Raw genomic sequence first — 25,787 nt, 5'->3', positions numbered from 1 at the left:
CCGTCCCTCTCGGACAGGTGACCCGGGGCCGGGTTCGACTCCACGAGGGTCGTGCCCGGCCCGTTCAGCTCGTGCCCCGCGAATCCGTGCCCTCCGCCTGCGCGAACAAGGCGGGGATCGGCTGCCCCACCTCCTTGCACAGGGCCTCCGCCTTCTTCAATTCCTGACGGAGCGCCTTGAGATGGTTGCGGCTCTTCACCAGCGATTCGCGCCCCAGCAGGCGGAAGGCCTCCTCCCGTCCCACCTGCTGCACCGCCTCGGCCAGCACGAAGCCTCGTAGGCACTCGGCGAAGTCGATGTCGAGGGGGCTCTCCCGGCGCTGCGCCTCCTGTACGAAGGCGCGAGCCGCCTGTCCCAGCACTCCCACCAGCGATTCCTGCCGGCCCTCCTCGTATGCGAGCGCCTGCTCGACGTGGCTCTCCCGCAGCTCCAATTCCTGCCCGACCCCGCCCCGTTGCACCAGCGCCAGCGTGTAGGCCCGCCGGATGATGTTGTCGAGCTGCCGCAGGTTGCCGGGCCAGGCGCATGACTCCAGCCGCTTCTCGGCGTCCGCGGACAGGCGGACCACGCCCGCGGGTGTCTTCTCCTGATGGTGGCGCTCCAGCATGTAGCGCGCCCAGGCGGCGATCTCGTCCCGGCGCTCCTCCAAGGGCGGGACCCGGACGGGCAGGACGTTGATGCGGTAGAACAGGTCCTCCCGGAAAGTGCCTCGCCGGACCGACTCTCGCAGGTCCGCGTTGGTGCCGATGATGAAGCGCACGTTGGCCCGCTGCTGGCTCGCCGCGTCCCCGAGCGTGCGGTACGTCCGCTCCTCCAACACGTGCAGTAGCCCCGCTTGCGCCTTGAGCGACAGCTTGTCGATCTCATCGATGAACAACGTGCCGCCCTGGGCCCGCGCGAGGCAGCCGGGATTGTCCCGCACCGCGCCCGTGAAGGCGCCCCGGCGCCAGCCGAAGAGCTCTCCCATCTGCAACTCCTCGGGCACCATCATCAGGTCCAGGCTCTCGAAGGAGCCCCTGCGCCGAGCGGAGCGCTCATGGCACCAGCGGGCCAGGCGGGACTTGCCGGCGCCGGTGGGGCCGCTGATGAGCAGCGTCTCCTCCTGTTGCGCGAAGACGCGCAGCACACCAATCAGGTTGGCCATGGAGGCGCCCACCACGGGCAGGAACTCGTCCGTTTCTGGCAGGGCGCCCTCATGCGGCAGGCCCGAGAGGTAGGGCGCGGCCAGGTCCGCGGCGAGCTGGAGCCGAGGCCCCACCTGCCGCCAGATGAACTCCTGGCCGATCGCCGCCACGCAGCTCGCCTCCAGCACCAACATTCCGTCGATGCGCCCGCCCACCCCACGCAACGGCAGGACACACACGTGCGTGGTCTGGCGGCTCAACAGCCGCTCCTGGCTCTCGGGGGTGAAGGGGGTGGTCAGCAGGCCCGGCGCGGGGATGCCGCGGGCGGCGCCCTCATGCGGACTCAGCGTGCCCAGGCCCACGTCGATGGAGAGGGCACAGCCGTGCTCCACCACCGCGCGCCAGGCGGAGGCGGACGTCAGCAGCGCCCCCTGGGGTTGCTCACCCGTCTGGAGGGGCTCCTCGCCGGGTGCCGAGGTCGCGAGCGACTCCCACTCCAACGACACCAGACGGCGATAGGCGTCGTCCGGCCGCAGGTGCACCACGCCCCTCAGCAGCCGGCCCTCGCGGGCGAAGGCACTGGCCTCCAGCGCCTCCTCACCGAGCAGCAACGCCGTGCGGAGCACCACACGCGCGGCCTGCTCGAAGTGCCTCGCGGCCTGGAGCGCTGTGACAACGGAGGGGAGCTGGTCGAACATCGCTCTCCTCTACGCCGACCCGAGGTTCCTCAGCAAACAGCCTTCAGTTCAGGCCCATGTCGGCGAGCGGCAGGAGCACCTTCTGGAGCTTCGCTCGGGCATCGTGCAGCCGTTTGGACACGGTCCCTATCGAGAGGCCGAGGGAGCGGCCGATGTCCTGGTACTTCTGTCCCGCCGCGTGCAGCTCGAAGGTGGTCCGCAACTTGGGGCTCAGTGTTTCGAGGGCCTGGGCGAAGCGCGTCGTAGACGGGCCGCGCACTGGACGCCCATGCCCGTTGGGCCTCGCCATTCAAGCTCGGATCCTTCGCCCAGTGGGCCCGGCTCCTGCTCGCCCGCCACTGGTCATAGTGGAGGCGTGTGAGCGTGGTGGTCAGCCACGCCTCACACTCCCGCTCATGGGAAAACGCCTCGCCCCTGCCCGCGGCCTGGAGGAAGCGCAGCAGGGTCTCCTGCGCGAGGTCCTCCGCGTCATGCGGATTGCGGCACACGCTCCTCGCCTTCACCAGGAGCCACTCCCGATACCGCGCGACGAAGATGTCCTCACTCTCCGTGCGTGAGGGAAGACCGTTCCGGAGAACACCACCACCAATCCTGCTGTCGTACCTGTCGTTCATGCGCGTCTGGGACGGAGTCGTCCGAGGGAGGGAGGGCCCCCCGTGAGCACCCGCCGTGCCAGTCGCCAGGAGAGAGCCCTGGCGCACGCCCGGGCCCTCGGAGGGCTCGAAGGCGGCGCGAGCGTGGAATGGTCCATGCATGCTGTGCGCGGGAACGACCCTGAACGCCGAACCGCGTGGTGGCGACACGCGACTGCGTGGGCGCGACACGCGGAGGCAGTAGGTCCGTTCTTCTCGCGGCTCTAGACTCCAGACCCTCTATGCGACTCCTCCCCGGCCGGTCCCCACCGGTTCGGTCCCCCGACGCTGTTTCCGCGCTCCTGGAGAACACGGTCATCGCCGGGCGCTTCACACTCTCGGCCCTGGTGGGCCATGGCGGCATGGGCTTCGTCTACCGTGCCGTGGACGCGCACTCTGGCCAGAGCGTGGCGCTCAAGCTGCTGCACGCCGAGAGCGCCGAGGCCCTGCACCGCTTCAGTCGAGAGGCCGCGATGCTGGCGGAGCTCCGCCACCCCGGCATCGTCTCCTACGTCGCCCACGGCCAGAGCGAGGAGGGCCAGCCCTTCCTGGCCATGCAGTGGTTGGAAGGGGAGGACCTGGCGCGGCGGCTCGCACGTCAGCCCTTGAGTCTCCAGGAGTCCCTGTCGCTGTTGCGCAGCGCGGCCGAGGCGCTCGACGCGGCGCACCAGTGCGGCATCATCCACCGCGACCTCAAGCCCTCCAACCTCTTCCTGCACCACGGCCGGCCCGAGGACGTGGTGCTGCTCGACTTCGGTCTGGCGCGCTACCTGCGGCCCTCCACCAGCCTCACGGGCAGTGAAGTGGTGCTGGGCACTCCGGGGTACATCGCCCCCGAGCAGGCGTTGGGCCGTGCTCCGCTCACCCGGAGCGCCGACATCTTCTCCCTGGGCTGCGTGCTCTACGAGTGCCTGACGGGCAAGGCCCCCTTCACCGCCCCCCACTTCGTCGCCGCCCTGGCCAAGATTCTCTTCACGCAGCCCGAGTCCCTGCGCTCGCTCCGCCCCGAGCTCCCCGAGTCCCTGATCGCGCTGGTCGAGCACATGCTCACCAAGGAGCCCGCGCAGCGGCCTCCCGACGTGGCCAGCCTGCTGCGCGTGCTGGAGGCACTCGACTCCCCGCGGGAGACAGGCACCTCCACGGCCCGTGTTCCACGGGCTCCAGGTCCCGGGTTGCTCCAGGGGGAGCAGCGGCTCGTCAGCGTGCTGCTGGCCGCGCCCTCCGCGACGAGCGGACCCTCCAGCGGACAGCCGGAATCATGGGACTCGCTGCGGGACACGCTGCGCAACCTGCTCTCGTCCCAGGCGGTGCAGGTGGAGCAGCTCGCCGACGGCGCGCTGGTGGCCACCCTGGTGGCGATGCATGGCTCGGCCAGCGATCCCGCGGTGCTCGCGGCGCGCTGTGCCCTCCTCATCCAGGAGCGCTGGCCCGGAGCCGCCGTGGTGCTCACCACCGGCCGGCTCGAGTCCGGCCGGCCCGTGGGCGAGGCCGTGGACCGCGCGGGCCAGCTCCTGCGACAGCTCGAGGGCGCCTCTCCCGAAGCCGCCACCCCGGTGCTGCTGGATGAGGTCACCGCGGGGTTGTTGGGCCCCGGCTTCCAGCTCACACGCGCCCGGTCCGGCGTGTTCCAGCTCCAGGGCGAGCAGCTCGGCGCGGACGAGTCCCGCCCCTTGCTGGGCAGGCCCACCCCCTGCGTGGGCCGGGAGCAGGAGCTGGCCCTGCTGGAGCTGGCCTTCGGCACCTGTGTCCTGGAGTCCGCCGCGCAGGCGGTGCTGGTGCGGGCCCCGGCCGGCATGGGCAAGTCCCGCCTGCGCCACGAGTTCATGCGCCGGCTGGAGCGCGAGGGCCATCAGGCCCTGGTGCTGCTGGGCCGGGGAGACCCCATGAGCGCCGGCTCGGCGGATGGACTGCTGGGCCATGCACTCCGCCGGCTGTGTGGCGTGACGGGTGCCGAGCCGCTCGAGGTGCGCAGGACACGGCTGCTCCAGCGGCTCTCCCGCCATCTGCCCGCGCCCCAGGCACAGGAGGTGGCCGAGTTCCTCGGCGAGCTGTGTGGCATCCCCTTTCCGGACGAGCACAGTCCCCGGCTGCGCGCCGCGCGCGGCAACCCGCAGTTGTTGAGCAACCAGTTGGGCCGGGTGCTGGTGACGTTCCTCCGAGCCGAGTGCGCCCACCACCCGGTGCTGCTGATGCTGGAGGATCTGCACTGGGGCGATGGGCTCACCGTCAGGCTCGTGGACGAGGTGCTGCGGGAGCTGGCGGAACAGCCCCTCATGGTGCTGGCCCTGTCCCGTCCCGACGCGGAGCAACTGCCGCCGGCGCTCGGAATCCGGTGGACGCAGAAGCTCTCCCTGCGAGGGCTGCAGTCCCGGGCGGCCACGCGGCTGGTGCGCGAGGTGCTGGGCCCGGAGACACCCGACGCCCTCATCGAGCGGCTCGTGGAGCAGGCCGCCGGCAATCCCCTGTTCCTGGAGGAGCTCATCCGCGGAGAGGCGGAAGCGCGGGGGGGGACCGCGCCCGAGACCGTGCTGGCCATGCTCCAGGCGCGCCTGGGACGGTTGGAGCCCAGGGCCCGACAGGTGTTGCTGGCCGCCAGCTTCCTGGGCCGCTCCTTCTGGGACGGAGGCGTGTCGGCGCTGCTGGGCGAGGAGTGCTCGCGTCCGAAGCTGGAAGGATGGCTGGAGCACCTGGTGGCGCTGGAATTGGTGGAGCCGCAACCCACGAGCCGGTTTCCGGGTCATCTCGAGTACCGCTTCCGCCACGCGCTCGTGCGGGACGCGGCCCAGGGCCTGGTCCCCGACGCGGACAAGCCACGCGCTCACGCGCTGACGGGCCAGTGGCTGGAGCAGGCCGGGGAGAGCGATCCCCAGGTCCTCGCCGAGCACTTCCGGCTGGGCCAGCGGCCCGAGCGTGCCATCCACTTCTACACCCTGGCGGCCGAGCACCACTTCGAGCGCAACGACATGCGGGGTCTGGAGCGGTGCATGGCGGCGGCTCTGGCGCTGGAGCCCCGGGGCGAGCAAGAGGCGCGGCTGAAGGCGTTGCAGGCCACCGCCGCCTTCTGGATGGATGACTTCGCGACGATGTCCACGCTGGGCCGCGCCGTGCTCCCCCATCTGAGGGCGGGCAGCACCCAGTGGTGCAGGCTGATGGGTGGCTTGTGCCTGGGTATTGGCCAGAGCGAGAAGGAGCATCTGCTCGCCCTGTTCCGGTTGCTGATGGAGGCCGAGCCGGAGCCCGAGGCCCGGAGCGCCTACGCCCTGGCGCTCTGCTTCATGAGCAGCATGACCTTCTATTTCGGTGCCATGCGCGAGTACCAGGCCTGCATCGAGCGGATGGAGCGGACGGGCCAGGACGTCATCGCCCAGGACGGAATCGTGCGCGGCTGGATGTACTCCCATTTCTGCTTCAGGGACTTCCACCTGACGAACAGTCCGTGGAAGGCGCTGGGCTGGATTCAACGGGCCGAGAAGTCCTTCCAGGAAGTGGGCGAGCAGCGCAACACGGTGGCGGTCCACATCTGGGCGGCACGCGCGCTGCAAGCCCTGGGAGACACGGAGGGCGCGGTGGGGCGGCTCCGCCACGGCCTGGCCCTGGCCCTGCGCGGGGGGCGGCGCTTCACCCTCGCCCACGCCCGCGAGTCCCTGGCCATCGTGCTGGCCGCCAGCCCCGAGCCGGCACATCAGCAGGAGGCGCGGACCCTGCTCCACGGGGCGGTGGACGAGCAGTCCCCCAACCGGGTGCGCCTGGGCTCCACGCTCCTGGTGCTGGCCCGGCTCGCGGAGAACGAGGGGAACCTGGACGAGGCGCTGAGCCGGGCGCGCAGGGCCTGCGAGGTCCTGGAGCCGTTCGTGCCCTACCTGCTCCCGGCGCGCGGGGCCCTGGGGGCCGTGCTGCTGGCGAAGGGGCGAGCGGCGGAAGCACGTCGGGAGGTGGAGTCCGCGCTGGGCCAGCTCGCGGGGGTCGGCGGGGAGGGATTCGCCAGGGTGGGGCTGCTCCAGGTGCTGGCCGAGGCGTGCTTCGCCCTGGGGGACACCGCCACGGGCGAGCGGGCCCTGCGTGAGGCGCTGGCGTGCGTGCGCTCCCGAGCCGAGGAGATTCCCGAGGAAGCCATCCGGGAGCGCTACCTCACGCGGGTGCCCGAGAACGCCCGCGTCCTGGAACTGGCCCGCCAGCGCTGGGGCGAGGCCGGGTAACAATCCCGCCGCATCACCGTTACTGGCCGAGCACGGGGGCGAGCCCCCTGTTCACGCCCCAGGTGATGCCTCCCGTGCCGTTGCCCAGCTCACCTACGCGGTTTTCACTCCCACCGCAGTACGCGACTCCCTCGGTGGTGAGGCCGCAGAAGAAACCACTCACCGTCCACGAGAGCGAGCGCCAGCGCAGCTCGGGCGCCACGGGGGTGGCCAGCAGGCCGCCCTGCGTGCCCGTGCAATACGCCTTTCCCTCGGCGGTGAGACCGCACCCCTCCTCGAGGGAGACGAAGGCGGGCAATCCCTCCATCCGGGTGGGGGTCGGGCCCAGGTTCTGACCCCAGCAATACAGCTCGCCCGAGGTGGTGAGCCCACAGGTCGTTCCCATGGCGGCGTCGATGTCCTGGAAGGCGAGCTTCCCCACGACCGCGCGAGGCGAGGTTGCGCAGGGCGCTCCATCCCGGCAGGTCTGCGTGGAGACAGCACCACCGCCGAGCTGCCCGGAGGCGTCCGCACCCCAGCACCAGGCCTGGTTGTCCGCATCCAGCGCGCAGGTGTGGTCGGAGCCGCTGTCGATGCGGGTGAAGCGGAGGTCTCCGGCGACGGGGCTGGGAACCTGGTTGTCACCGCAGACGGGCCCGGGGCAGAAGTCATTGACGCCGAGCTGTCCCAGGCTGTTGTTGCCCCAGCACCAGGCCTGGCCCGTGCTCGTGAGACCGCAGGAGTGGCGTGACCCCGCCGAGAGCTGGCTCAGGGGGGCGGTGGGAAGCGGGGGCGGCTGAGCCTCCAAGGACTTCTCCCAGCAACGCACCTGTCCGGAGTCCGTCAGGCCACATCGATGGGCGAGTTGCGTGAACCGCACGCCCTCGGTCACCGGCAGGGGAACGGTCTGGCACGAGATCTCGATGGGAGGGTGAACCGCGAAATCCACCACGCACGACATCGCCGGGCTGAGACCGGCCACCGCCCCCCAACAATGGAGGCGCCCCTCGGCGTCCAGGGCACACGCGCTGGGCATGGGCAGATTCGAGGACGCCTGCACGGTGGAGAACCGCAGGGGCGTGGGCCGCACCTCGACCTCCGTGCTCGAGCTCACGGTCCAACTGCTCTCACAGCCCTGGCGAGGGGAGGAACTGGCCATGATGCGGGCGTGTCCCGGCCCCCGTGCCGTCACCCGGCCCTGCTCGTCCACGGTGGCGACCGCGGCATCGGTGGTGGTCCAGGTCACCGGCTTCACGGACGTGCTCGAATCGAGCAGGATGGAGAACGCCTCGCCCGGAGTCAGCAGATAGCCCGAGGGCTGCGGGCGGATCTCCTCGGGATACCTGATGGTGGCCCGCGAGGTGCCACTCACCTTGCCAGAGGGCGAGTCCGCCTCGGCCGTGAGGAGGGCACAGCCGCTCTTGTAAGCCCGGAACTGGGCACGGCCCTGCTCACTCACATTCGCGAAGCTGGCAATCGAATCGTCCGAGCTCGACCAGGAGAACGAGGTGCCGGGCACCGGGTTTCCATCCGGGTCCTCGAGCACGGCCGCCACTTCCAGCTCCGGGAGACCCGGGTTCTTGGTGCTAGGGGAATAGGTCACCGTCTCGGGAGTGACGCGAACCCGGTACGAAGGAGGAGTACTGGGACAGCCGAGGCCCAGGACCCCGAGCAGCACGACGGTGGCAGACCAGTACGGCGGAGGCGGGGTCGGCTTCACGCGATACTTCCTTTTCTGGTCGGCCCCGTACCTCATTGGTAACACAAAGACGCGTACGCGCGAACAAGAGCAATGGGGAAAATGGGGGGGAGCCCACCTCAGTCCAGTGGCATCAGGTCCCCGACCACGTTGAAGGCCAACGCTAGATACGGCAGCGCCGCCGAACTGTCCGCACCGGTCCGGTAGCGGTGCTGGAGGTACCAATTCACCACCAGCGCGAGCGAGGGCTGGTTGAAGGCCGCGCCGTCTTCATCCTTGAAGCGGTAGGCGAGGAAGGGTCCGAGCCGTTGCACCGAGTTCTTCACCGTGCTGCCCGGAGGAAGCTGCTCGTTCGAATAGAACGGCACGCCCACGTGGTAGCGAAGGCCGGCCATCAACTGGAAGTCGGTCTGGTAGAGCAGATCCAGATCGTTGAACACGGCAAGTCCCTGGTTGGGCATCAGCAGGTCATAGAACTGGTCGTAGAACACGGAATCGCCGGCTCGAACCTTGAAGTCAGGGCGGACCAGCCGTGCCTGGCTTCTCAGCACGATGGGGCCGGCCTTCAAGTTCAGGTTCGTGCCCACGGTGAGTTGGGTGCCTGACGTCGGATAGCTGCGAAGGGGATCGTCCTTGGGGAGGCCGCCCCGGGCCTGGATCGTGGTGTCGGAGAAGTCGGACGACGCGTTGGGGAACGACTGAAACAGATTGAAGGTCCCGTAGTACCCCACGTATTCGTAGACCGCCCAGAAGCCCAGGACCGTCGCGGGCTGGAATTCCACATACGCGCCCACGCGAGCAAACGCCGGACTTCCTCCGGGTGCGAGCCCGATGCCCACGAAGTTGTCGCGCAGCGCCTGCGACTCCGATTCGTACAGGCGGAAGCGGTACGCGAAGCGCCCTTCGTACAAGAGCCCCAGCGGATTGTTCCGGAGCGCGAACGTGTTGCGGTGGACCACCCGGTGCTGCGGGGGCGTCCGGTTGGACAGCATCTGCGCGAATGCGTCGGAGCAAGCGAGTACGCACACCGCGAGCACGGCCAATGAGGTCCAGCGGTTCATCTTTCCCCTTTCAAGAAGGTGGTTTTGTTAACCCAAAACCCGTTGCGAATGCCTCTATTAGGCCTGGTGACACATTTCACTCTCCGTCTGATCGAGGCAAGATTCATGCTCCACTTCAAATATTCAAAGACATTGCTTCGCGCCGTATGCGCGATTCCATTTCTCACGAGTGCGTGCACCCCGGCGGGTGGCTCGTCTGACAGGCAAGATGTCGCGCCGGTGAGCGTGCCGGTCGCCGCGCGGAGCGTGTCCGCGGCCCTGACGGTGCTCTCCACGGGCAAGCCCGCCTCCGCCAGCAGCAGCAACGGCTCCTACACGGCGAACAACCTCACCGACGGCAACCAGGGCTCCTACTGGGAATCGACCAACGGCGTCTTCCCCCAGTGGGCCCAGGTCGACCTGGGCTCGACCGCGACCGTCGAGGACGTCGTCCTGCGGCTCCCGGCGGGCTGGGGTGCTCGCAACGAGACCCTGTCCGTCCAGTCCTCCCTCGACGGCTCCTCGTTCACCACCCTCACGGCGAGCGCGTCCTACACGTTCGACCCGTCCACGGGCAACACCGTGACGATCGACGTCCCGGACACGTCCGCGCGTTACGTGCGCGTCAACCTCACCGCCAACACCGGCTGGAATGCCGGCCAGCTCTCCGAGCTCGAGGTCCGCGGCACCTCCGGCAACCCGCCGACGGATCCGCCTCCACCCACCGGCACCAACCTCGCCCTCGGCAAGCCCATCGTGGGCTCCTCGACGGAGTGGCAGTTCGTGGCCACCAACGCCAATGACGACCGGACCGACACCTACTGGGAGGGCGCGAACGGCCAGTACCCGAGCACCCTGACGGTTTCGCTCGGCACGAACGCCGACCTCTCGGGCGTCGTCATCAAGCTTCCTCCGGCCTCCGTCTGGGCGACCCGCACCCAGACCTTCGAGCTCCAGGGCCGCGGCCAGGCCAGCGGGTCGTGGACCACGCTCAAGGCCTCCTCGGCGTACACGTTCAACCCGGCGACCGGTAATACGGTCACCGTTCCGTTCACCGGCACCGCCGCCGACGTCCGGGTCGTTTTCACGGGCAACACCGGGTCCGGGAACGGCCAGGTCGCCGAGCTCCAGGTCTATGGCACTCCCTCGCCCAACCCCGACCTCACGGTCACCGGAGTCACCGCGACGCCGGGCTCGCCGCTCGAGTCCGACACGATCACGCTGACGGCCACGGTGAAGAACGCCGGCACCCGGTCATCGGCGGCGACGAGCGTCAACCTCACCGTCAACGGTGCCGCGGTCGCCACGGCCGCCGTCGCCGGTCTCGCGGCCGGTGCGGTCGCGACCGTGTCGGCGCCGATCGGGAAGCTGACCGCCGGGTCCTACACGATCGGCGCCGTCGTCGACCCGGACAGCGTCGTCGTCGAGCAGGACGAGAGCAACAACGCCTTCAGCAACCCGACCCGGCTCACGGTGTCGGAGCCTCCCGGGCCCGACCTGCAGGTGCTGAGCATCAGCCCGAACCCCGCGAACCCGGCCGTCGGAGCGCCGGTCACGTTCAGCGTGGCGGTGAAGAACCGCGGGACCTCGGCGGTCGGGGCGACCACGGTCACCCGTGTCGTGGTGGGCGGCAGCACGCTCGACGCCACCACTCCGGCCGTCGCCGCTGGCGCGACCGTCACCGTGACCACCAGCGGCAGCTGGACCGCCACGAGCGGGGGAGCCACCGTCACGGCCACGGCCGACGCGACCGGCGTCGTCGCCGAGACCAACGAGAACAACAACACGTTCTCGCAGTCGATCGTGGTCGGGCGCGGTGCGGCGGTCCCGTGGGTCACCTACGAGGCCGAGGCCGGCCGCTACCAGGGCACCTTGCTGGAGACGGACCCGCTGCGCACCTTCGGGCACACCAACTTCGCCACCGAGTCCTCGGGCCGCAAGTCCGTGCGCTTGAGCAGCACCGGTCAGTACGTCGAGTTCACCTCGACGAACGCGACGAACTCGATCGTCGTGCGCAACTCCATCCCCGACGCGTCGGGCGGAGGCGGCCAGGAGGCCACGATCAGCCTGTACGCCAACGGCACCTTCGTCCAGAAGCTGACGCTCTCGTCGAGGCACAGCTGGCTGTACGGGAACACCGACGGCCCGGAGGCGCTGACCAACACGCCCCAGGCCGACGCCCGGCGGCTGTTCGACGAGTCGCACGCGCTCCTCGCGCAGACCTACCCGGTCGGCACCACGTTCCGCCTGCAACGCGACGCGACGGACACGGCGGCGTTCTACATCATCGACCTGATCGACCTCGAGCTGGTGGCGCCGCCGGCGAGCAAGCCCGCCGAGTGCACCTCGATCACCAGCTATGGCGCGGTGCCGAACGACGGGATCGACGACACGGACGCCCTCCAGCGGGCGGTGACGGACGATCAGAACGGCGTCATCAGCTGCGTGTGGATTCCGGCGGGACAGTGGCGGCAGGAGAAGAAGATCCTCACCGACGACCCACTCAACCGCGGACAGTACAACCAGGTGGGCATCCGGAACGTCACGATCCGCGGCGCGGGCATGTGGCACTCCCAGCTCTACTCCACCATTGAGCCGCAGAACCAGACGGCGAGCATCAACCACCCCCACGAGGGCAACTTCGGCTTCGACATCGACGACAACGTGCAGATCTCCGACATCGCGATCTTCGGCTCCGGCCGGATCCGTGGGGGTGACGGCAACGCCGAGGGCGGCGTGGGTCTGAACGGCCGGTTCGGCAAGAACACGAAGATCACCAACGTGTGGATCGAGCACGCCAACGTGGCTGTCTGGGTGGGTCGTGACTACGACAACATCCCCGAGCTGTGGGGTCCAGCCGATGGCCTGGAGTTCAGTGGCATGCGCATCCGCGACACCTATGCGGACGGCATCAACTTCACCAACGGCACGAGGAACTCGCGGGTGTTCAACTCGTCGTTCCGCACCACCGGTGACGACTCCCTGGCGGTCTGGGCCAACCGCTACGTCAAGGACCCCTCGCTGGACATCGCCCACGACAACCACTTCATCAACAACACGGTCCAGTTGCCCTGGCGGGCGAACGGCATCGCGATCTACGGCGGCTACGGCAACACGATCGAGAACAACCTGGTCTACGACACGATGAACTACCCCGGCATCATGTTGGCAACCGACCACGATCCGCTGCCCTTCTCGGGGACGACGCTGATCGCCAACAACGCGCTCTACCGGACCGGTGGCGCGTTCTGGAACGAGGCTCAGGAGTTCGGGGCGATCACCCTGTTCCCGTCGACCCGGGACATCACCGGCGTCACCATCCGGGACACCGACATCTACGACTCGACCTACGATGGCATCCAGTTCAAGAACGGTGGCGGCAACATGCCGGGCGTCGTGATCAGCAACGTGCGGATCGGCAACTCGCTCAACGGTGCCGGCATCCTGGCCATGGGCGGCGCCCGCGGCAGCGCGACGCTGACGAACGTCACCATCACCGGCTCGGCGGACGGCAACATCGTCAATCAGTCGGGGTCGCAGTTCGTCATCAACGGCGGGTAGTCACACCCGGCCCCGGCCCCTTCGTCTGGGCTGACACCTTCCCTGCGTCCGTTGCCACCGCAATGGCCGCGGGGATCTTCTCCCGCATCAACTCCACGAAAGCGCGCAGCCTCGCCGGATGGAACCGCGCATACGGATAGAGCAGATACATGGGCAAGGGCGCGGCCTGCCAGTTCGGCACCAGGTGCTGGAGTCGACCCCGCCTGAGCTCCTCGTGGAGCACCCAGGCCGAGGCCACGCAGACACCGAGGCCGTTCACCGCGGCGCTGCGGATGGCATAGAGGCTGTCCGTGCTCATGCGCGGGTGGAAGGAGATGGGCTGGACCTCGCCGGTGGCCACGTGGGTCAGCGAGACCTCGTTGCGATAGAACGTGCGCAGCGACAGCCAGGGCAGCCGCGCGAGCTCGTCGGGATGGGTCGGCTCGGGCAAGCCCGCCAGCACTGACGGCGCGGCCGCGACGATGCGCGGCACCTCGGCCACGCGGATCGCCACCACGCTGGGGTCATGCACCTCGCCGACGTGGATCGCGCAGTCGATGCCGTCCGCGATGAAATCCGCCGCTCGGTCGTACAGCAGCCATTCGACCGATACCCGCGCGTGGCGATTCAGGAATTCCGTCAGCGGCCCCACCAGCAGTTGTTGCCCGAACGCGTGGGGCACCACGACGCGCAGCGTGCCCTCCGGTTCGTCGCCCGCTCCCCGCAGGTCCGACTCGAACGTCTCCCAGTTGGTCAGCAACTCCTTCGCGCGTTCGTAGCAGCGCACGCCGTCCTCGGTGAGCTTCATGGCGTGGGTGGAGCGCTGGAGCAGCCGCAGCCCCAGCGAGCGCTCCAGCGCCTGCAGCCGGCGGCTCACCGTCGGTTGCGTGGTGCCCATCTGCGCGGCGGCGGAGGACAGGCTGCCGGCGTCGACGATGCGGATGAAGGTCTGCATCAGCTCGAGCCGGTCGGCGGTGGCTGGCACAGCGGGTGGGGACCTCCGCATCCGGGGCGGCTTCGAATGATTGGGCATGACGGTACACTTCGCGCGGCGTTATACGCGAAGCGTATATCCACTGTGCGAGGCACGCTACTACCGATGTCCACACGTCTGGCGCACTGTTGCCCCATCTCGCAGCGCCAGGGGTGAACATCATGTCCTTCATTCGTGCCGTACATGGAGCCGCCGGAAACGGCACCGTCGCCTCGACAGCCTCCGCCACGATGGCAACGCCGTCCCAGCCCGCGACCGCCAGCCCTGGCGGCAGCGAGTCTTTGTCGGGTGGCCTGCGCCTGCTGCTGGCCGCGGGCGCCGGGTTGTCGGTGGCGTCCATCTATTACAGCCAGCCGATGCTGGGGGTGATCGGGGCCAACATCGGAGCCTCGGACACAGCGGTGGGCTTCGTGCCCATGCTTACCCAGCTGGGATACGCGCTGGGCATCCTGCTGCTGACGCCCCTCGGCGACCGCTTCGATCGGCGCCGCATCATCCTCACCAAGGCCGCCCTCCTGAGCGTGGCGCTCCTGCTGGGCGGCATCGCCCCGGGCATCCGCGTGCTGCTGGCGGTGAGCTTCGCCGTCGGCCTGGCGGCGACCCTGGCGCAGGACATCGTGCCGGCCGCCGCGACCCTGGCGCCCGAAAAGCATCGCGGCAAGGTGGTCGGTACGGTGATGACCGGCCTGTTGTTCGGCATCCTGTTGTCTCGCGTCATCAGCGGCGTGGTCGCCGAGCACTTCGGCTGGCGCGCCATGTACATGATTGCCGCCGCCAGCGTGGCCTTGATCGGCGTGGTGGCCTGGCGCGGCCTGCCCCGCTTCCGCCCGACCAGCACGCTCACGTACCGTGCCCTGCTCGGTTCACTCTCCAACCTGTGGCGCGAGCACGGCGCATTGCGCCGGGCCGCGCTGGCGCAGGGCCTGCTCTCGGTCGGCTTCAGCGCGTTCTGGTCGACCCTCGCCGTGATGCTGCATGGCGCACCGTTCCACCTGGGCAGCGCGGCCGCCGGAGCCTTCGGCCTGGCCGGCGCGGCCGGGGCGCTGGGTGCACCCGTGGCGGGCCGCATCGCGGATCGCTTCGGCCCCGAACGGGTCACGCGCCTGGGCGCCGGACTGACCGCCCTCTCGTTCGCCACGATGCTCGCGTCGCCGTGGCTTGAGCCGAGCTCCCGGCTGTGGCTGATCGCCGCCAGTGCGATCGGCTTCGACCTCGGCGTCCAGATGACGCTCGTGGCGCATCAGACGATTGTCTTTGGCATCGAGCCCGCCGCACGCAGCCGGCTCAACACCGTGCTGTTCGTCGGAATGTTCATCGGAATGTCCATCGGCGCGGCAAGCGGCAGCCTCATGCTGGCCCGGTGGGGATGGGTGGCGGTGACGCTGCTGGCGACCGCCTCGGCGTTGGCGGCCTTGACGGTCCGCCTGTTGCCGGGGGCCCGCGCGGCCCGCTGATAGGTGCTGTGCGCTCCGGGTTCAATTGCTCACAGTGATGGAGACGGTGGCACTGTTGGCGGAGTTGCCCAGGGGATCGTAGGCACGGGTCTTGAGGGTGTAGGTGCCGTTGGGCCAGGTGGAGGTGTTCCAGGAGAAGGAGAAAGGGGCGGAGGTGTCGGAGCCCAGCAGGGTGGCGCCCAGGTAGAAATCGACCTTGGAGACGGTGCCCCGGTCATCGCTTGCGGCGGCCTCGATGAGGACGGTGCCTCTGAGGATGGAGCCAGCGGTGGGAGAGGTGATGGAGGTGGAGGGAGCCGTCAGGTCGTTGTCGAAGACGACGTTGACGGGAGCGGAGAGGGAGGTGTTGCCAGAGGAGTCGATGGCCCTGGCGGAGAGGGTACGGGGGCCGTTGGTGGTGTTACGGGAGTTGAAACTGCAGGAGTACGGGGCGGAGATGCTGGAGCAGATGACGGAGGAGCCGAAGAGGAACTCCACCCTGGAGACGGCCCGGTCATCGGAGGCGGTGGCGGAGAAGGTGAAGGTGCCGGAGATGATGGAGCCTTCGGAGGGCGAGGTGAGGGAGACGGAGGGAGGGGTGAGGTCGTTGTTCGTGGTGACGGAGACAGCGGCCGAAGTGGTGATGTTGCCCGCGGCATCCAGGGCCCTGGCGGTGAGGGAGCGGAGGCCGTTGGGGCTGGTGCGGCTGTCCCAGGAGAAGGAATACGGAGAGGAGGCGTCGTAGCCCAGCAGGGTGGCGCCGTCGTAGAACTCCACCTTGGTGACGCCCACGTCGTCGGAGGCGGTGGCCGAGAGGGTCACGGTGCCGGAGACGGTAGCGCCGGAGGCCGGAGCGGTCAGGGTCACCGAAGGGGGGCTCTGGTCATTGCTGAAGGTGACGGCCACGGCGGAGGTCGCGGAGCGCCCAGCGGCGTCAAAGGCGATGGCGGAGAGGGTGTGGGCGCCGTTGGGGATGGAGTGGGTGTCCAGGGAGAGGGAGTAGGGGGCGGAGGAGTCGGAGCCCAGCAGGGTGGAGCCGTCGTAGAAGTCGACGCGGGCCACGCCGAAGTTGTCGGAGGCGGTGGCCGAGAGGGTGACGATGCCCTTGAGGGTGGCACCAGAGGCCGGGGCGGTCAGGGAGACGGAGGGCGGGGTGGTGTCCGCATCTGTACCCACGGGGAACACCAGGTCATCGTGGTCGTTGAGAGTGTCCACGGTGCACGAGGAGGCACTCCCCCCACTCCGGTAGACGGCGCGCACGGCCTGCAGGGAGCCAGAGGGGAGCAGGTACGTGGTCGAGAGCACCCGGGTGCCAGTGCCTGGAGGGGTCAGCGTGGTGAGGTACGTCCAGGACGGCGCGTTCGCGTCCGCGGCGTAGAACAGATCCAGCCGCTCAGTGCTCGTCGAGACCGCCCAGAGGGTGACGTCGACCTTCACCTCCTTGCCAGGAGCGAAGGGCGTTCCATCCACTCGCGAGATAACGATCTGGTCGATGGAAGGGCTGTTGTGGAAGGTGCCACTGGTGCCGTCCGAGCAGGAGCCGCCCAGGGTGTTGGGCTGGTGGGGCTCGGGGCCGAGATTGGCACGGCCCTTCACCAGCGTGGTGGTGTCGCAGCGATAGGCCACTTGCGTGCACCGGGGCACTCCGAGCGTGGCGTCATACTCGGCGGTGCCGGGTTGGATGACGGTAACGGAGACGGTGGCGCTATTGGCGGAGTTGCCCGAGGGGTCGTAGGCGATGGTCTTGAGGGTATAGGCGCCGCTGGTCAGGCTGGAGGTGTTCCAGGAGAAGGAGAAGGGGGCGGAGGTGTCGGAGCCCAGCAGGGTGGCGCCCAGGTAGAAATCGACCTTGGAGACGGTGCCCCGGTCATCGTTGGCGGAGGCCTCGATGAGGACGATGCCGCTGAGGATGGAGCCAGCGGTGGGAGAGGTGATGGAGGTGGAGGGAGCCGTCAGGTCGTTGTCGAAGACGACGTTGACGGGAGAGGAGAGGGAGGTGTTGCCAGAGGAGTCGATGGCCCTGGCGGAGAGGGTACGGGGGCCGTTGGTGGTGTTACGGGAGTTGAAACTGCAGGAGTACGGGGCGGAGATGCTGGAGCAGATGACGGAGGAGCCGAAGAGGAACTCCACCCTGGAGACGGCCCGGTCATCGGAGGCGGTGGCGGAGAAGGTGAAGGTGCCGGAGATGATGGAGCCCTCGGAGGGCGAGGTGAGGGAGACAGAGGGCGGGGTGAAGTCGTTGTTCGCGGTGACGGAGACAGCGGCCGAAGTGGCGCTGTTGCCCGCGGCATCCAGGGCCCTGGCGGTGAGGGAGCGGGGCCCGTTGGGGCCGATGCGGCTGTCCCAGGAGAAGGAATACGGAGAGGAGGCGTCGTAGCCCAGCAAGGTGGCGCCGTCGTAGAACTCCACCTTGGTGACGCCCACGTTGTCGGAGGCGGTGGCCGAGAGGGTCACGGTGCCGGAGACGGTGGCGCCGGAGGCCGGGGCCGTCAGAGCCACCGAGGGGGGGCTCTTGTCATTGTCGACGGTGACGTCCACGGTGGATGCGGAGGCCGCGGAGAGCCCCGAGGTGTCGAAGGCGATGGCGGAGAGCGCGTGGGCGCCGTTGAGGACGGAGCGCGTGTCCCAGGAGAAGGTGTAGGGCGTGGAGGAGCTGGAGCCCAGCAGGGTGGAGCCGTCGTAGAAGTCGACGCGGGCCACGCCGAAGTTGTCGAAGGCGGAGGCCGAGAGGGTGACGATGCCCTTGAGGGTGGCGCCAGCGGCCGGGGCGGTCAGGGAGACAGAGGGCGGGGTGTTGTCCACTTCCGTGCCCACGGGGAAGACCAGGTCATCGTGGTCGTCCATCTCTCCCCCGGAGCAGGCCATGGGGCTGCCATAGGTCCGGTAGACGGCGCGCACGGCCTGCAGGGAGCCCGCGGGGAGCACGTATCTGGTGGACAGCGTCAGGTAGCCGCTGGAGTAGGGGCTCAGCGTGGTGAGGTACGTCCAGGACGGCGCGTTCGCGTCCGTGGCGTAGAACAGGTCCAGTGACTCGTTTTCGGGCTCGAAGCTCGCCCAGACGTTGACCTCGAGCTTCACCTCCTTGCCCGTGGCCAGCATCGTCCCATCCTCCCGCGAGACCTTGATTCGCTCCAGCGAGGGATCGAACTGGTACAGGCCGTAGATGCCCTCCTCGCCGTCCACGCAGGAGCCGCCCAGGGTGTTGGGCGTGTGCTGCTCGGGGCCGAAGGTGATGCCCCGGCCGGCGAGCAGCTCCATCGAGTCGCACTGGCTACCCAGGGTGGTGCAGCGCGGGGCGCCCAGCACCGGGTCGTAGCTCGCGATGCCCGGGTTGGCGAGCGTCACCTCCACGGAGCTGGCCGTGCTGTTGCAACCGTCGTCGAAGGCCCGCGCGGAGAGGGTGACCCCGCTGTTGTTGTGCTCCCTGCTGTCCCAGACGATCTCGTAGGGGGGCGTCGTGTCGGAACCGATGACCTGGCCATCGGCATAGAAGTCCACCCGGGTGACGCCCACGTCATCGGACGCCGTCGCGGTGAGGGTCACGTCCCCACTGAGCGTGGCACCGTTCTCGGGCGCGGTGAGGGAGACCACCGGGCGCACCGCGTCGTTCTTCCCCATGCAGGCCGAGTGCAACAGCCGGTTCGGAGAGCCGAGTCCGGGGTCGCTGATGAGATTGGGGCTCGACCGGGCGACGATCTCCTCGGCGACCTCTTGCGGCGTCGCCGTGGGGTGCCCCTCCAGATAGAGGGCGACGGCACCGGTGACGTGGGGCGTCGCCATGGAGGTGCCATCGGCGATCTCGGTGTCCGTGTCGCCCGTGAACCAGGCCGAGAGGATGCCCTGGCCCGGCGCGAAGATGTCCACGCAGGGGCCGAAGTTGGAGAACCAGGCCCGCGTGTCGGTGTCGTCCGTCGCGCCGACGGTGATGGCCTGCGGCGTGCGGGCAGGGGAGGTGGAACATGCCTCCCAGCCATCGTTGCCCGCGGCGACCACGAAGGTGACACCCGCGGCGATGGTGGCCGCCACCGCGTCATCGAGGGCCTGCGTCGCCTCGCCCCCGAGGCTCAGGTTGGCCACCGCCGGCGTCTGGTGATTGGCGGCGATCCAGTCGATGCCGGCGAGCACCTGCTCCAGGGTGCCCTCGCCCTCGCAGTTGAGGACGCGCACGGGGTGGAGCAGCACGTCCTTGGCCACTCCCACGGTGGTGCCGCCCACGGTGCCGGCCACGTGGGTGCCATGCCCGCGGCAGTCCTCCGTGCCCATCTCGTCCCCGATGGCGTCGAAGCCGGGACGGATCCGGCCCGCGAACTCGACGTGGGTGGAGAGCACGCCGGTGTCGACGATGTACGCGTGCACTCCGGCGCCCGTGTACTCGTAGGTGTACGTGCCATTGAGCGGCAGGTTCCGCTGGTCGATGCGATCCAGGCCCCAGATGGCGTCGCTCTGCGTGCCCGACTGGCGGAAGAGGCGATCCTGCTCGATGTAGCGCACGCGCGGGTCCGTGCTCATGCGCCGCGCGGCCTCCGGTGTCATGGTGGCCGTGAAGCCCTGGAGGGCGTGGGTGTACGTGCGCCGCACCTGGGCGTCGTGTGCCCCCGCCAGGGTGGAGATGCTCTTCCGGGTGTCCTCCGGGGCGCGCGTCAGCCCCTTCTCCTGCGCGAGGACGACGACGTAGCGGTCCTGGACGGCCCGGGACGGTTGCGCGAGCAGGAGCCTGGCACTCGCCGTGCGTTCCGAGGAGGCCGTCTCTGGCCGCTGCTCGCATCCCGAGGCGAGCCACGAGGCTCCGGCAAGGGTGACGAGCCAAAGCAGCGTGCGCATGGCAACCTCCTGGGTTGTTCGATGGTGCGTCAGCGATCATCCCAGGTCCGGGACTCTCCCGGCTAGCCCCCCATGCAAGAGTGTCATGATTTACCCGACTTCCCGTCCTTCTGTCAGATAGACGGCGCCGCTCCGGCCCTGGGGGCAGGAAGTCGACGTCCCTGCGGTTGCTCGGGTGCCCCTTGGACGTCCTCGACTTCCGCCCAACGCGGCCGGTGCAGGATCCGCATGGCCATGCACGCGATGTTCGCCCCTGGCCCGGTACCGAGCAGCAGGAGGTTGTCCCCCGCGTTCAGCTCGCGGGAGACGAGGAGGTGGTCCAGCGAGAGCACCTGATCGCTGGCGCCGACATGTCCGATGGTGCGGCCGTACTCCCAGGTCAACCTGGACATGGGCAGTCCAAGCGGGACGGCGGCGCGTTCACGCACCCGCTCCTCGGACCAGTTGACGAAGGCGACCCGGGTGATGTCAGACATGTCCAGGCCTGCCTCCCGGAGAGTCTTGTCGACGACCTCCTGCTGGGCCCTGGCCATCGTCGCCGCCAGTTCCCGCGAGTCCGTGCCCGTGGCCGAGAGCCACTGCTCCTTGGCCCTCTCGAGGTCGACCTTGGTGCCCAGGGACGCCTCCGGCGGGAACAGGGGGGCCGAGCCCCGGTGCCTGTCCTCGTACTGGGGCAGTGTCACCGAGTTGATCGACTCCAGGCGTGCGAAGCCGGTGTTCCTGGTGAGGAGCAGCGCGCACGCGCCGTCGCCGCACAGGGAATGGGGACTGGATCGCCAGCGGTCGAAGAGCGGGGAGTTGTAGTTGTCCGCCGAGGTGATCAGGGCGGCCGTGTGCTCCGGCGCCGCGATCAGGTGAGCCGCGGCCAGTTCGCAGGCGCTGAACATGCCCATGCAGCCCTGCCGGATCTCCGCCGCGGTCGCCTGTCCGGCGCCGGTGTGCCGCTGGACGTAGTACTGGGGACACCAGCCGTGGGGTCCCTGGTACCAGGTGCTGACGTACAGGAGAAGGCTCAGCGCCGCCGGATCCTGGCCGGCGCGACGCATCGCCTGCGTGCTCGCCCGAAGCGCCATCTCTGGCGCGGGGAGGTCGCCTGCGATGGGAACGCCCGTGATGCCGTACCGGTTGGCCTCGGCCTCGCCCAGATGTCCCTGGGCCACGGCCCACTCGACCGGTACTCGCTTGGGAAGGTGGACCCCGGTTGCGCTGATGAACACGCCTGGTGTCTTCATGAGATGTCCCTGTCCGCCTGGTACGGTGCGCGCAGCTCCCGCTTGAGCACCTTGCCGGTGGGCGCCTTCGGCAACTCGGCGACGAACTCCACCGAGCGTGGTTTCTGGTAGGAGGCCAGGTGCCGACGGGCGACGTCGATGATGTCCTCCGCTGTCGCCGTCCGGTTGGCCTTGAGCACCACGAAGGCCTTCACCGACTCTCCCCACTGCGCGTCGGGCACCCCGATCACGGCGCATTCCAGCACGGAGGGGTGTCTGCCGATCGCCTCCTCCACCTCGACGCTGTAGATCTTCTCCCCACCCGAGATGATCATGTCCTTCAGTCGATCGACGATGTACAGGTAGCGCTCGTCGTCCCAGGTGGCCACATCGCCGGTCCGCATCCATCCGTCCCGGAGGGTGGCCGCGGTCAGGTCCGGCCGCCGGAAGTAGCCGAGCATGTTGGCCTCGCTGCGGACCACGATCTCACCGGGAGTCCTGCCGTCGCGCGGCACGTCGTGGCCGTTCGCGTCGACGACCCGGATCCGGGTGCCGAAGCCCTCACGGCCGCAGGAGCGCAGCCGGTGCGGGTGGATACCCCGCAGCGCGTTGCGGTGGTCCTCCTGGGACAGGAACGACATGGTCGCTCCTTCGGTTTGCCCGTAGCCCTGGATCAACCCGCACGGGAAGGCCTCCGCCACCGCGCGGACAATCGCGCTGGGCATTGGGCCGCCGCCGTACTGGATGTTGCGCAGACTCGACAGGTCGTAGGAGTCGAACCCTGGCACCTCCAGCATCCAGTTGAGCATCGTGGTGATGCCGAGGAACGACGAGACCCGCTCTTGCTCGATGACCTCCAGCGCCGTCCGGGCGTCGAAGTTCATCAGCACCACGGGGCAGCCGTGGGCCAGGTAGTTCATCGAGAGCACCACGGGGATGTGGAACATCTGCCCGGTGAGCAGGTAGACGTCCGAGGGAACGATCCGCTCCGCCACCGTCTGGTTGAGCATCCCGGCGGCCACACTGCGATGGGAGTGCACCACGCCCTTGGCCGTTCCGGTCGTGCCGCCGGTGTAGAGGATGAAACAGGGGTCGGTCTCCTGGACGTGCTCGCTCCAGGGTGGCTCGGTATCCGGCGCCGAGGCGAGGAGCTCCTCATAGCTGCCATCCCCGGTGGGTCCGCAGTGGAGCAGGCGCACCAGGTCGACGGACCGGCCCAGGTCCTCGGCCACGTGCCGGAACTCGGCCGAGGCGACCAGGACGGCGGGTTCGGCTTCGGCGACGAGTGTGCGCAGCGCCTCGGTGGACAGCCGCCAGTTGAGCGGCAGCAGCACCAGGCCCGCGCGGCCCACCGCGAAGTAGAGCTCCTGGTACTCGATGCAGTTGCGGCTGAGCACGGCGACCCGGTCACCGGAGCGCAGGCCGAGTGCCCGCAGGCCGTTGGCCAGCCTGCGCACCCGGGTGTCCAAGGTGGCCCAGTCGATGCGCCGCTGGTGGGCGATGTCGACCAGCGCGGTTCGCCGGGGAGTGAGGGCCGCCCACTTGGCGGGAATCAGTCCGAGGTTCATCGAGGGCACCGGCCGTCAGTGGGGGAGGTCGAGCTCGATGTGCCGGGAGCGAAACCGCCAGGACTCCCCGGCCTGGACCACCTCGTCGGTATAGGTCCCGGTGGACAGCACATCGAGGCGCCTGTCCCGAACGGAGAGCAGCGTCAGGTACGACCGCGCGGTGGCCGAGCCGGGACCGGTGGGGTCGACGATCAGGTTCGTGCACACGTGCCGCCTGCGGTCGTCCTGCGTCTCGGCGGAGTCCCGCATCAGGCGCATGATCTCCGCGAGTCCCCGGAACGGTCCGGCCAGGTCGCCGCCAGCGACTCGCAGGGTCAGCGATGCGTCCGGGGTGAAGCACCTGGCGAGCGAGTCCCAGTCTCGGGTGTCGTAGGCCAACGCGTACCTCGCCACCAGATTGGCGATGGACTCGTAAACAGACATCACGCTGCCTCGGAGTGATTCGTCCACGTGCTGGCCTCGGTCGAGCTCGGCGGATGGCAAGCTCTTGCTGATGCCTTTGGGCATGGTCTTGTCTCGTTTTCCGTTTCGGATGAGGCAGCCGATGTCTCTGTCGAGGGTAGAGGGTCACACCTCGGAAAAGAACACTCGAAAGCCCATGAAAAGACTCACCCGGAAGAGGGAGCGAGCAAGCACCCTCTGGTCGATGAGGGAGCGTTGCGCCTGACCCAGACGCTTGGGCACGTCGAGCTGGCCGAGAGCTGTCGGCAATTCCGGGACGCGAGGCGCCCCGGGACGCGGTTGTGTAGACTCGCCACCATGGCCACGAGTGAGAGGCAGCGGGAATACCTCCGCGAGCAGGTGGAGATAGCGGTTCGCGGGGGATATCTCGACGAGGAAGAGGTGCTCGCCTTCGTCAAGGAGCGCGTGGAGGATGAGCTGCGTACGAGCGACGCGACGGAGGAATTCCTGGCGTATGCCCGGCGCCTGCTCGAGGAACATCGCGCGGAGGAGGCCGGCTGGAGCGGGCCCACGACGAACGATGCGATCGATCGCGCCTTCGAGGAGCTGAATCGCCAGGGGATCATCGCGCTGCAGAACGCGGGCTACACTCTGTCGGACGGCTGGGATGACGTTGCGGCCGCCAAGGCGGAGCGCTACGAGCCCGTGCGAGGTTCCACCTTCTTCCATGGCCAGGACGTCGAGCGCGGAGTGCTGGGCATGGGCCTCATGCTCGTCTTCGGAAGCTTCGAGCGCGACCCGAAGCTGGACGAGGAGGCGAGCCTCGCCATTGCTCGCGAGGTCCGCGAGACGCTCGCTCGGCACGGAGTCGAGACGGAGTGGAACGGAAGCGTGAAGACGCGCATCAGCATTCCCCCCTTTCCATGGCGCAAGCGCGGCAAGAGAGCGCAGGCCGCCGATGACACGGACACGGGCTCGCGCTTCGAGCGGGTGTTGCGGCGGGTGTGCCAGGAGAAGGGGCTGACGCGGGAAGCCGGAATCGCGGCGCTCGAGGCCTTCGTCTGCGAGGTGGCCTGGAAGCACTACGGCGAGGGCCGTTGTCTCGAAGCCCAGTACAACCCGGAGCAAGAACAGGTGGAGTTGTACCAGGCCATCATGGTCGTGGAGCAGCCAGGCGACGCGGTCGCGGCCGTGAATCAGCGGACTCCCGCACAGCTGGGCGAGCTCGAAGGCGACGTCGAACCGGGAGACGAGCTGGTCTTCCAGATCTTCTATCGCAAGGAGGAGGCCTATCTGGCCCAGGCTCAGGACGAGAAGTATGGCGGGATTCTCGACCTGAAAACCTTCGGCCGCAGCCTGCCATCGTGGACCGTGCGGGAGCTTCGGGACGGCATTCTCGGGCATCTCCCCGCGTCGGCGCGCTGACGTTGGGATGGAAGGGGGCTCTCGTCAGGAGCAGGTGCCGCAGTCCGCCGCGCAGCTGTCACGCGTCGTCCCACTGCCGCAATGCTCGGTCCACTGGCACACCCCGTCTCCGCACCGGTACACCTCCTCGGGCCGCAGCCTCGTGGTGATGGGCAGGTACGGGTGTCCGTTCAGCGTGCAGCTCGTGTAGTACGGCTGGGTGCCCTCTCGCGTGCACAGGCTCTCGCACGTTCCGACGTACGCTATCGGCGCGCACGCGGATTCGGTGGTGCTGGACATCAGGGCGCAGGCGCGCGGCGAGCTCTCCGTGTCCTCCAGGCCGCTCCCGTCCCTTCCCACGAAGATGCCCTCACCCGTGAAGAGATTGCCGAAGAAACACCCCTCGGGCCGCGAGTACGTTTCCAGCTCCTCCTGGCTGTAGTCGACCGCCTCCCCCTCCGTGTTCCGCCCCAGCACGGACAGCGGAATGTGCATCCCATACTTGTTCACGTGCGCCACCAGGCACGCCGTCATCACCTGCTGCTCCGCCTCCGTCACCGCCGCGCCCCCCGCCCACCCCGGCGTGAGGCCCATCAGCCCCTCCCAGGTGTAGACGTGCGCCGTGGTCGGGTCCGTGTAGGAGAGGCTCTGGCCCGACCGTACGCCACAGCGCACCATGTACTGCATCAACGTGTCGTTCTTCTCCGGGTCACTCTGGAACCACGTCGCGAAATCGGCCGTGTTCACCCCGTTCGTGGAGAGCCCATTTGTGGAGAGGCCGTTCGTGGAGAGCCCGTTGAGGGTGATGCCGTTCATCGAGATGCTGTTCATCGAGATGCCGTTGGCAATCCGGATTTCATGGGGCTGGCTGGCGAGGGCCGGCGGCTCGTGGAACTCCTGCGCGGGTCCGCAGCCCACTGCCAGCACCTGCGCCGCCAGCAGCAACTCCAGGGTTCCCCTCCATTGAATCTTCTTCATGATGTTGTATCCCCTTGTGTCTTCGTGAATACGCGTTGCCGTTGCTCCACCGGCCTGGGCGCACGCGT

Annotated in this window: 14 protein-coding genes and 1 pseudogene; 4 read left to right on the top strand and 11 right to left on the bottom strand. The window is 68.7% G+C overall.

Annotated elements, in window-relative coordinates; genetic code table 11:
* Window positions 1-64 precede the first annotated feature (64 nt).
* The 3 genes and pseudogenes from DAT35_RS24450 to DAT35_RS62430 form a co-directional block, all read right to left on the bottom strand.
* Window positions 65-1,822 (bottom strand): sigma-54 dependent transcriptional regulator, encoded by a 1,758-nt coding sequence (locus DAT35_RS24450; protein WP_108069545.1) that lies wholly within the window; start codon window positions 1,820-1,822, stop codon window positions 65-67.
* Between the two features lie 43 nt (window positions 1,823-1,865).
* A complete protein-coding gene (locus tag DAT35_RS24445) occupies window positions 1,866-2,111 on the bottom strand; it encodes an RNA polymerase sigma factor (protein ID WP_108069544.1) in 246 nt (81 codons plus the stop codon).
* A gap of 46 nt (window positions 2,112-2,157) precedes the next feature.
* Window positions 2,158-2,436, bottom strand: a pseudogene (locus DAT35_RS62430) (RNA polymerase sigma factor); the annotation flags it as partial.
* Between the two features lie 260 nt (window positions 2,437-2,696).
* Here DAT35_RS62430 and DAT35_RS24435 point away from each other — a divergent pair.
* Entirely contained in the window at window positions 2,697-6,650 is a 3,954-nt protein-coding gene (locus DAT35_RS24435; protein ID WP_108069543.1) for a serine/threonine-protein kinase, read from the top strand.
* Between the two features lie 19 nt (window positions 6,651-6,669).
* Here DAT35_RS24435 and DAT35_RS24430 read toward each other — a convergent pair whose 3' ends face one another.
* Both DAT35_RS24430 and DAT35_RS24425 read right to left on the bottom strand, forming a co-directional pair.
* A complete protein-coding gene (locus tag DAT35_RS24430) occupies window positions 6,670-8,349 on the bottom strand; it encodes an Ig-like domain-containing protein (protein WP_158501856.1) in 1,680 nt (559 codons plus the stop codon).
* A gap of 98 nt (window positions 8,350-8,447) precedes the next feature.
* Window positions 8,448-9,389, bottom strand: coding sequence for a hypothetical protein (locus DAT35_RS24425; RefSeq protein ID WP_108069541.1), 942 nt, complete (start codon window positions 9,387-9,389; stop codon window positions 8,448-8,450).
* A 219-nt stretch (window positions 9,390-9,608) separates the two neighbouring features.
* On the opposite strand from DAT35_RS24425, the gene DAT35_RS24420 reads away from it, so the two are divergent.
* Window positions 9,609-12,929 carry a CARDB domain-containing protein gene (locus DAT35_RS24420; protein WP_233261681.1) on the top strand — a complete coding sequence of 1,107 codons (3,321 nt, stop codon included), beginning with the start codon at window positions 9,609-9,611 and terminating at the stop codon, window positions 12,927-12,929.
* Here DAT35_RS24420 and DAT35_RS24415 read toward each other — a convergent pair.
* Entirely contained in the window at window positions 12,916-13,941 is a 1,026-nt protein-coding gene (locus tag DAT35_RS24415; protein ID WP_233261680.1) for a LysR family transcriptional regulator, read from the bottom strand. The two genes, DAT35_RS24420 and DAT35_RS24415, sit on opposite strands and share 14 nt — an antisense overlap.
* A gap of 122 nt (window positions 13,942-14,063) precedes the next feature.
* Between DAT35_RS24415 and DAT35_RS24410 the strand changes: the two genes are divergently transcribed.
* Window positions 14,064-15,356 carry an MFS transporter gene (locus DAT35_RS24410; RefSeq protein WP_108069538.1) on the top strand — a complete coding sequence of 431 codons (1,293 nt, stop codon included), beginning with the start codon at window positions 14,064-14,066 and terminating at the stop codon, window positions 15,354-15,356.
* 21 nt (window positions 15,357-15,377) lie between these two features.
* Here DAT35_RS24410 and DAT35_RS62125 read toward each other — a convergent pair whose 3' ends face one another.
* From DAT35_RS62125 to DAT35_RS24390, 4 genes are all read right to left on the bottom strand, one after another.
* Complete coding sequence (locus DAT35_RS62125; protein WP_108069537.1) at window positions 15,378-20,156, bottom strand: Ig-like domain-containing protein; 4,779 nt, start codon at window positions 20,154-20,156, stop codon at window positions 15,378-15,380.
* Between the two features lie 113 nt (window positions 20,157-20,269).
* Entirely contained in the window at window positions 20,270-21,388 is a 1,119-nt protein-coding gene (locus tag DAT35_RS24400) for a ketoacyl-ACP synthase III family protein (protein WP_108069536.1), read from the bottom strand.
* The gene (locus tag DAT35_RS24395) at window positions 21,385-22,935 is read right to left on the bottom strand and encodes an AMP-binding protein (protein ID WP_108069535.1); all 1,551 of its coding nucleotides are present in this window, start codon (window positions 22,933-22,935) and stop codon (window positions 21,385-21,387) included. Before DAT35_RS24395 ends, DAT35_RS24400 begins: the two co-directional genes overlap by 4 nt.
* Before the next feature lie 15 nt (window positions 22,936-22,950).
* Window positions 22,951-23,442 (bottom strand): nuclear transport factor 2 family protein, encoded by a 492-nt coding sequence (locus DAT35_RS24390; RefSeq protein WP_233261679.1) that lies wholly within the window; start codon window positions 23,440-23,442, stop codon window positions 22,951-22,953.
* Between the two features lie 252 nt (window positions 23,443-23,694).
* Between DAT35_RS24390 and DAT35_RS24385 the strand changes: the two genes are divergently transcribed.
* Complete coding sequence (locus tag DAT35_RS24385) at window positions 23,695-24,762, top strand: NusA N-terminal domain-containing protein (protein ID WP_108069534.1); 1,068 nt, start codon at window positions 23,695-23,697, stop codon at window positions 24,760-24,762.
* 24 nt (window positions 24,763-24,786) lie between these two features.
* On the opposite strand, the gene DAT35_RS24380 is transcribed toward DAT35_RS24385, so the two are convergent.
* On the bottom strand, window positions 24,787-25,719 hold the full coding sequence (locus tag DAT35_RS24380; protein ID WP_233261678.1) for a hypothetical protein: 933 nt from the start codon (window positions 25,717-25,719) through the stop codon (window positions 24,787-24,789).
* Window positions 25,720-25,787: the final 68 nt, after the last annotated feature.

Source organism: Vitiosangium sp. GDMCC 1.1324 (assembly GCF_003044305.1).
GTDB lineage: Bacteria > Myxococcota > Myxococcia > Myxococcales > Myxococcaceae > Archangium.
Note: the sequence above shows the minus strand (reverse complement) of the source record. Positions and strands in the feature narration are given on the sequence as shown.

Excerpts from the sequence above, each read along its gene's own strand:
- DAT35_RS24450 (WP_108069545.1), bottom strand. The coding sequence starts at position 1,822 with ATGTTCGACCAGCTCCCCTCCGTTGTCACAGCGCTCCAGGCCGCGAGG.
- DAT35_RS24445 (WP_108069544.1), bottom strand. The coding sequence starts at position 2,111 with ATGGCGAGGCCCAACGGGCATGGGCGTCCAGTGCGCGGCCCGTCTACG.
- DAT35_RS24435 (WP_108069543.1), top strand. The coding sequence starts at position 2,697 with ATGCGACTCCTCCCCGGCCGGTCCCCACCGGTTCGGTCCCCCGACGCT.
- DAT35_RS24425 (WP_108069541.1), bottom strand. The coding sequence starts at position 9,389 with ATGAACCGCTGGACCTCATTGGCCGTGCTCGCGGTGTGCGTACTCGCT.
- DAT35_RS24415 (WP_233261680.1), bottom strand. The coding sequence starts at position 13,941 with ATGCCCAATCATTCGAAGCCGCCCCGGATGCGGAGGTCCCCACCCGCT.
- DAT35_RS24410 (WP_108069538.1), top strand. The coding sequence starts at position 14,064 with ATGTCCTTCATTCGTGCCGTACATGGAGCCGCCGGAAACGGCACCGTC.
- DAT35_RS62125 (WP_108069537.1), bottom strand. The coding sequence starts at position 20,156 with ATGCGCACGCTGCTTTGGCTCGTCACCCTTGCCGGAGCCTCGTGGCTC.
- DAT35_RS24400 (WP_108069536.1), bottom strand. The coding sequence starts at position 21,388 with ATGAAGACACCAGGCGTGTTCATCAGCGCAACCGGGGTCCACCTTCCC.
- DAT35_RS24395 (WP_108069535.1), bottom strand. The coding sequence starts at position 22,935 with ATGAACCTCGGACTGATTCCCGCCAAGTGGGCGGCCCTCACTCCCCGG.
- DAT35_RS24390 (WP_233261679.1), bottom strand. The coding sequence starts at position 23,442 with ATGCCCAAAGGCATCAGCAAGAGCTTGCCATCCGCCGAGCTCGACCGA.
- DAT35_RS24385 (WP_108069534.1), top strand. The coding sequence starts at position 23,695 with ATGGCCACGAGTGAGAGGCAGCGGGAATACCTCCGCGAGCAGGTGGAG.
- DAT35_RS24380 (WP_233261678.1), bottom strand. The coding sequence starts at position 25,719 with ATGAAGAAGATTCAATGGAGGGGAACCCTGGAGTTGCTGCTGGCGGCG.